This is a genomic window from Azotobacter beijerinckii, assembly GCF_900110885.1.
Lineage (GTDB): Bacteria > Pseudomonadota > Gammaproteobacteria > Pseudomonadales > Pseudomonadaceae > Azotobacter > Azotobacter beijerinckii.
The window spans coordinates 1-6,128 of record NZ_FOFJ01000110.1; the positions used below are offsets into that span (position 1 = coordinate 1).

A 6,128-nucleotide genomic window follows, 5' to 3' on the forward strand; every position below is an offset into this window, starting at 1 on the left:
GGGAGAGTTTACGCAAACACCTTGAAAGGGCTGGCTTTTAAAGCCCTGGTTCAAGCCCGTTCGCGGCAACCACGATCAGTGGTGCGTGGAGGCCGGCCTGTTCGAGGAGCCAGTCGGCCACCGCCAGCATGGCTGGCAAGTGGTTCTATGCCTTGAGCGACGAGCTCCGCCCCTTCTTGGGCAGGTTTCTGAACGAGCTGCCCGTAGCCATCGAGGTTGCCGGGCGTTCCGGCGAGCGCTACGGCGTGGTGCATGCCGAATGCACCTGCTTGAGCTGGAAACGCTTCGTGGAGGCGCGGAAGGCGAGCTGGGCGACTCCTATCGCGATCACCACGTCATGGAGGCCCTGTGGCGCAGGAAGCGGTACGACGAGGCAGAAACACGCCCCATCGCCGGCATCGAGCGGGTCTACGTCGGCCACACCGTGGTCGACGAGGTGCTGGACCTGGGCAACGTGCGCTACCTGGATACCGGCGGCTGCTTCGAGGGAGGCCGGCTCACCCTGGTCGAGATCGGCAGATCGGAGAGAATCTATTCTGTCGATAACGTTTGCGCCGAGGAAAAGGCTATCTGCGAATTCCAATAAAAATGAAAAGATGCGGTCTTTTCAAGCCGAAAAGTGGCAGGAAATGGCCGCATGACTCTATCGACATCTGTTAGGCTAGTTGGCACAGAAAAATGCTTGGAGATTTTTCGCTTAGCCTGGTTGGCGCCTCGAACTGGACGGCTTTGGCAAAAGTATTACGAGGCTTGGCCTTGTTAAGCAAAAGGTAAAACATAATGAAGGATATAAACCTGAAAGCCTGTCATTCACGCAGCTTTCTTAGCGTCCTGCTGGCAGGCATAGTGGTGGCCTCGGCATTCGCTTCTTTTCGACTTATACAGATTAAAGAGTCAACTCTATGGATTGGGTGCTTAGCACTGGCGGCAGTTTCATATCTGCTACTTGAGCTAAATGAGTCAAAATTGAGGCGTTTAGGGTTTGACAAGTTTGAGGTCGACACCAGAACTTGGTGGGCCAGGCCTGTTTGCTGGGCAACTGCGTTTGCCTATGGATTTTGTGTGCTCGCCAGCAACATATGAAAACCAAGTTGCTTATAGTAAATATTTGATCGACATTAAATGATGGAGACGTGATCAGTTCAGCAAGAAAAGTTTGGGTTTTTCCTTGCTCGGCCGAAACTGAAACTCGCACGGACAGCGAGGATTTCAAAGTGTCTCATCTTATTATTGGTAGTTGCGCCAGCTCGGGTTTCTCCCATCGGCTGAAGGCCTGTCTTTATGGTTTTGGCTACACTCGACAGGATATTTCGATGGGCACGGGTATTGCCGAACAAGTCCTCGCCGAGTATGCCAACGGAACAACTCAGCCCATTCTCTCCGATATCGAAAAGATTGCCCGTTTCGTTCACGTCAATCCGGCCTGGCTGGCCTTCCGTATTGGTGAAAAGAAACTTCCGAGCGAGGCCGAGTTGATTACCCCGTATTTGAACGATGCCGACCTGACTGCCGAACAGTTGGAAGAGAAATATTGCCAGGCCGGAAAAAATGAACATCCGCTGTTCAAGAAAACGACCTGGGCGTTCTCAATCGGCGAGGACGACACGGTGCTCAAGTACTGGGCCTGGGTGGCGTTTCGCATCGGTCGAGCCCTCAGCAAGCGCTCGCCCCATTGACCGAAGAGGCCGGCGTGAACCGACTCCTTCTCCTGGTTGGGTGCCTGGCTCGCGCCAGCGGGCCGGCCCCGATGGGGGAATCCCACCGTGGGGGAAGCTGTGGGACTGTCCTGCAGGTGACTGGTAGAATCCCCAATTTATGCGGCCTATAGGTGATTTGTACGAGGATAGAGACTCTGCGTACAGTGCGGCTGGATCTGCGCCAGCCACCAATAATTCCCCCTGCAAACCCGTTCTCCACCGATTGCCATCGCCCACCTGCCCGGTTGAATCATCATGAGCAAACTGACACCGAAGCTCGTCAAGGAAACCACCGCCCCCGGCACCTACCAGGACGGCCGGGGCCTGTTCCTGAAGGTCACCGCCGGCGGGACGAAGAGCTGGGTGTTCCGCTACAGCTTCCAGGGCGGCCGCCGCGACATGGGCCTGGGCTCCTTCCCGGCGGTCTCGCTGCGCGATGCCCGACTGGCCGCGGATAAAGCGCGCCTGGAATTGGCCCAGGGCATCGACCCGCTCGGCAAGCGTCACCAGTTGCAGCACGAGGCGCGGGCGAACCGGCGCAAGGGCACGACCTTCAAGACCGAGGCCGAGCTGTTCCTGCGCACCCACGCCCCGTCCTGGAGCCCACGCCATGCCGTGCAGTGGCGCAACAGCCTGAGCAGCCACGTCTACCCGCGGATCGGCGAGCTGCCGGTGGCGCAGGTCGACACCGATCAGGTGCTCGATGTGCTGGCGCCGATCTGGTCGACGACGCCGGTCACCGCCACCCGGGTGCGCAATCGCATCGAGCTGATCCTCGATGCCGCCAAGGCCCGCCAGCTCCGCACGGGAGAGAACCCGGCGCGCTGGCGTGGCCACCTCGACAAGCTCCTGCCGCGCCACAAGCGCAGCACCCTGCCCTTCCCCGCCCTGCCGGCCGAGCAGGTACCGGCGCTGCTGCACCAGCTCGACCGGCTGCCGGGCCCGGCCGCGCGCGCCTGCGAACTGCTGATCCTCACCGCCGCCCGCAGCGGCGAGGTGTGTGGTGCCCGCTGGGAGGAGTTCGATTGGGAGGCCCGGATCTGGACCCTCCCGGCCCACCGGATGAAGGCCAAGCGTGCTCACCGGGTACCGCTCACCGAGGCCATGCTCGAGGTGCTGGAGCAGGTACGGGGCAATCACCGGGAGTATGTGTTTCCCAATGCGCGGCGCACCGGCCCCCTCCCGGGCAACGCCCTGCGCCGCGTGCTCGATGCCGCCGGGGCCGAGAATTGCGTGCCCCACGGCTTCCGCTCGACCTTCCGGACCTGGGCCGCCGAGCAGACCAACCATCCGCGCGAGGTCTGCGAGATGGCGCTGGCGCACACCCTGGAGAGCAAGGTGGTGTTCAAGGCACTGTCGGTATCGGAGCCCGCCGGCGGCGAGTGAGGACAATCTTTCCCGCTGGCAGCAGGCTCCACTGCTCGAGCGCCAGCAGCACCAGGCCACCTGCCGGCCGCCCTGCGCGCCCAAGCCGGGCCGGGTGAACAGGCCCGACTTGGGTTCTCCCGTGACCATGCCAGCCTGAAGGCCTGCAGCAGGTCGCTGCCCGTCACGAGGAGCAAAACCATGTATCTGATCACCGAATCCGGCCTGAACCAGAACGCCCCCTACGATCCCGCCCTGCTGGCCTTCATTCACGAGGGCGTCGAGATCCGCAATCCCTACCTTTCCCCCTGCGGCCGTTTCGAGGTGGACCCCGTGGCCGCCTATGGCTTCGAGGAGGTCTGGACCGGCGGTGACTGCAGGGCGCTGGACCTGACCTTGCCGGATGGGTGCGTGCTGCGCCTCACCAACGAGGACGGCCTCTGCATTCCCGATCCGGACGAGTGGGAAAGCGCAATCATCGGCCGCCTGAGCAGCGATCACGACGAAATCGCCTGGTGCGCATTGGGGGACGTTCCCCTGGCGAGCGGCCGGTAACAGATCCATCACCGAGCTATCCCGCCAGCAGAAGCCTGTTCGACTTCGAGGAATCCCGTCATGCAGTTCAAACGCGAAGAGCGCCACGAGGCGATCACCTACACCTCCCGCAAGCAGGCCGCCTTCAATCGCAAGCTGATCCGCGAACAGCAGTCCATGCCGCTGTTCGCCGAGCAGATCGCCCAGGCGCAGCATTCCTGGGACGAAGAAAAGCGGCTCCGGGAGGAGCGAAACCAGCGCTGTGTGCAGCGGATGCGCGATCTCTATGCAAAGCAGTGGCGCAAGGTTCGCAAGGACTACTACGCGCTGTCGCCCGAGCTGAAGGCGCAATGCAAGGCCCGATGGCACGCCTTCTGGGGGCCGAAAACGCCCGCCAACCTGGCTTATTTCGTCGACCAGCTAAGCGGCGCATCGGCGGCCAGGACTGCCGCCGGCGAGGCTCAAACCCAACGGATACGCCAGAAGATCCTGGCCCAAGCACAAGCCCAAACCTCTTTCGAGTGATCGCCCCCTCCAGGCTGGCGCTTGCCGGCCCTGCCAACCCGCCATGGCCAAATCCCCGAGTAGCAGCGACAGCGGCCAAGCTCGGCTGAAGAAGGCCGCGTCGTGCCCTGATGTCGGCTGGAGCAGCCGCCGGCAGATCGAGGGTCAAGTGCCGGCGTAGGGCCTGCCGATTTTCGTCTTTAATTTATTTATTTGTTTGTTTATTCGCTATGCTGAGTTCACCCTCAGCCGATTGGAGATCAATCACCATGCGCCCCGCCGAATACACCCTCGAAGAGATCGTCCAGGCCGGCGAAGCCCTGCAGGCCGCCGGCCGCAACGTCACCGGCTTCGCCCTGCGGCAACGGGTCGGCGGCGGCAACCCCAACCGGCTGAAACAGGTCTGGGATGATCACCTGGCCCGCTCGTCCGTCGCCGAGGCCGTGCCGGTGGCCGAACTGCCGGTGGAAGTGGCCGAGGAACTGGCGGCCGTCGCCCGGGCGCTGACCGAGCGTCTGGCGGCCCTGGCGGTCGAGCTGAACGACAAGGCGGTGAAGGCGGCCGAACGGCGGGTGGGCGAGGTGGTCCGGGCCGCCGGCGAGCAGCGCGAACAGGCCGAGCGGGAGCTGGCCGACGCGGCGCAGACCGTCGAGGACTTGGAGTATCAGTTGGACGGCGTAAAGGGCGAACTGGCGGCGACCCAGGACCGGCTGACGGAGGGGCTTGCGCAACGCCAGAGCCAGGCCGTCGAGCTGGCCCAGCTCCGGGAGCGTCTGAGCGCCACCGAACAGGCCGCCCGAACGGCCAGCGAGCAGCACACCGCCGAGCTGAAGCAGCTGCGGGACGAGCTGGCGAAGGCTCATGCCAGGGGCGAGGAGGCGGCCCGGATGCGTGGCGAACTGGACACCCTCAGAGCACAGAACGACGCCCTGCTGGCGGCATTGAAACCCGGCAAACCATCCGGCAAAGCATCCCGATCAGGTGGATCGCCGGCGAGTACGTGAGAAGGACAATGGTTCGGCAGGGAGTTCCCAGGGGGAGCCGTGGGCCTGAGCCTCTTTGTTCAAGTCAAGGGATGGATGTCCACGGTTGGGCGCCAGCGCTCAATGCAGGATGAGGCCAGCAGGGAATCAGTTCAGGGCGTCTTTCAGGCCCTTGCCTGGCTTGAAGCCCGGCAGCTTGGCGGCAGCGATCTGGATCGCGGCCCCGGTCTGCGGGTTGCGACCTTCGCGGGCGGCCCGCTCCTTCACCTCGAAGGTGCCGAAACCAACCAGGGCGACATTCTCGCCCTGTTGCAAGGTGCTGGTGATAGCGGCAGTGAAGGCGTCCACTACCGCGGTGGCAGTCGTTTTTGGCAGATCCGCAGAGGCAGCAACGGCGGCGATCAGGTCAGCTTTGTTCATTGGTCAGTCCACGTAGAAAATTGGCCCGCGAGTATAACCGGACAGGAGCGCGCCTTCTTGCAGACGTGCCAACGAGCAGCCCTCCCATCCAAGGGGATGAGCTGCCCCTGGATGGGCGCCAGCACCCAATTTTCTCTCATGCCGAGTGTTCCTTCTGGCGAGCGGCCGTGTCCCGCCCGGTAGCGGGATCGAAACCAACACGCTCCCAGAGCTCGGGGATACTCGGAGGCGGTGGCAAAGAAATGCGAAGGAGAAAATCCTCCAGATTTTCCGGTAGCGGCATCCGGTAGATTTCTTCCGTAGTGTGCTCGTCCTTCAGGCTTGTTGCCCATGCCCATCCCGCGTAGACCTTGCGCCAGGCAGCTGCAACCCGCGACGGCGACAGCTCGTGCAGATTACCGACCGGCACTTTCATCCAGCGGTGCCGGCGAGCGGCACCGGTTCCCTTCGTGCAGATCGGAAGCTGGAAAGAGAGAAAGATTCGCCATTGCTCGGCTGTCGGCTTGTCTCCGCCTCGGAATCGGTGGCGCAGTGTGCCCTGCGCCTTTGGCAAGCGAACAAGAGTCGCTTTTTTCCTATTCAGGCGCGGAGGTGGCGACAGATCCATCCTGGCGGCTCGCTCCTG

Annotated in this window: 8 protein-coding genes; 6 read left to right on the forward strand and 2 right to left on the reverse strand. The window is 62.6% G+C overall.

The features are described from left to right. Positions 1 to 259: 259 nt before the first annotated feature. From BMY22_RS22380 to BMY22_RS22405, 6 genes are all read left to right on the forward strand, one after another. Complete coding sequence (locus tag BMY22_RS22380; protein ID WP_090625505.1) at positions 260 to 586, forward strand: metallophosphoesterase family protein; 327 nt, start codon at positions 260 to 262, stop codon at positions 584 to 586. Between the two features lie 547 nt (positions 587 to 1,133). Continuing rightward, positions 1,134 to 1,676 (forward strand): helix-turn-helix domain-containing protein, encoded by a 543-nt coding sequence (locus BMY22_RS22385; protein ID WP_139204514.1) that lies wholly within the window; start codon positions 1,134 to 1,136, stop codon positions 1,674 to 1,676. Between the two features lie 276 nt (positions 1,677 to 1,952). Beyond that, a complete protein-coding gene (locus BMY22_RS22390) occupies positions 1,953 to 3,083 on the forward strand; it encodes a tyrosine-type recombinase/integrase (protein WP_090625508.1) in 1,131 nt (376 codons plus the stop codon). Between the two features lie 180 nt (positions 3,084 to 3,263). Beyond that, positions 3,264 to 3,617: a hypothetical protein gene (locus BMY22_RS22395; protein ID WP_090625510.1), complete on the forward strand. Its 354-nt coding sequence runs from the start codon at positions 3,264 to 3,266 to the stop codon at positions 3,615 to 3,617. 60 nt (positions 3,618 to 3,677) lie between these two features. Further along, positions 3,678 to 4,121: a hypothetical protein gene (locus BMY22_RS22400; RefSeq protein ID WP_090625511.1), complete on the forward strand. Its 444-nt coding sequence runs from the start codon at positions 3,678 to 3,680 to the stop codon at positions 4,119 to 4,121. 248 nt (positions 4,122 to 4,369) lie between these two features. After that, entirely contained in the window at positions 4,370 to 5,104 is a 735-nt protein-coding gene (locus BMY22_RS22405; RefSeq protein WP_090625513.1) for a DNA-binding protein, read from the forward strand. Positions 5,105 to 5,230: 126 nt separating this feature from the next. On the opposite strand, the gene BMY22_RS22410 is transcribed toward BMY22_RS22405, so the two are convergent. Next, on the reverse strand, positions 5,231 to 5,503 hold the full coding sequence (locus tag BMY22_RS22410; RefSeq protein ID WP_090625515.1) for an HU family DNA-binding protein: 273 nt from the start codon (positions 5,501 to 5,503) through the stop codon (positions 5,231 to 5,233). Between the two features lie 136 nt (positions 5,504 to 5,639). After that, the coding region (locus tag BMY22_RS24135; RefSeq protein WP_208599378.1) for a hypothetical protein at positions 5,640 to 6,128 on the reverse strand (489 nt) is incomplete at its 5' end.